Genomic DNA, 262 nt, shown 5'->3' with positions numbered 1-262 from the left:
CTGCTACGGGCGACCTGTCGCGCAACCGCCGTGTGGGGTTGTTGCTGGCCGAGGGGCGGACCTTGGCACAGGCGGTGGGGGCGCTGGGCCATGTGGCTGAGGGGGGGTACAGCGCCCGCACCGTGGTACAGCGCGCGCGTGCGCTGGGCGTTGAGATGCCCATTGCGGAGTGCGTCGTCGCGCTGCTCGACGGTGAACTGCGCGCTGCCGAGGCGGTGGCCCGGCTCATGGAGCGCGAGCCTACCGTCGAGCGCCATTGATG

Annotated in this window: 1 protein-coding gene; it reads left to right on the top strand. The window is 71.8% G+C overall.

Annotated elements, in window-relative coordinates; genetic code table 11:
• The coding region (locus tag MTCD1_RS19510) for an NAD(P)H-dependent glycerol-3-phosphate dehydrogenase (protein ID WP_369007720.1) at positions 1-260 on the top strand (260 nt) is incomplete at its 5' end.
• Positions 261-262: the final 2 nt, after the last annotated feature.

The sequence above is a fragment of the Colwellia marinimaniae genome (genome assembly GCF_002207865.1).
GTDB classification, from domain to species: domain Bacteria; phylum Pseudomonadota; class Gammaproteobacteria; order Enterobacterales; family Alteromonadaceae; genus Colwellia; species Colwellia marinimaniae.
The sequence above is the reverse complement of the archived record's forward strand: the minus strand, read 5'-3'. Positions and strand labels throughout refer to the sequence as shown.